The 268-nt window shown below is 45.9% G+C and carries 1 protein-coding gene; it reads right to left on the bottom strand.

Annotated elements, in window-relative coordinates; all coding sequences use genetic code 11:
- The coding region (locus tag SB775_RS30045; RefSeq protein ID WP_410864903.1) for an NAD(P)-dependent oxidoreductase at positions 1-262 on the bottom strand (262 nt) is incomplete at its 3' end.
- Between the last annotated feature and the right edge of the window lie 6 nt (positions 263-268).

A 268-nucleotide genomic window follows, 5' to 3' on the forward strand; every position in this document is an offset into this window, starting at 1 on the left:
CATCTGCTTGGCGCTCGTCTGGCAGCAAGATTTGGATGAGGTCTGCACGTTTTGCAGCTTCTGCTACAGTCAGTACTTCAAAACCGTCTTTTACCGCTACATCCCAAGATTTCCCTGGGCGCAGACCTACTACTACTTTATAACCACTTTCGCGCAGGTTTTGTGCTTGCGCATGACCTTGACTACCGTAGCCGATGATTGCGATTGTTTTACCACGAAGTGCCTCTTGTTTTACGTCTGCTTCATAATACATTTTTACCATTTGTAT

The sequence above is a fragment of the Peribacillus sp. SIMBA_075 genome (genome assembly GCF_046534585.1).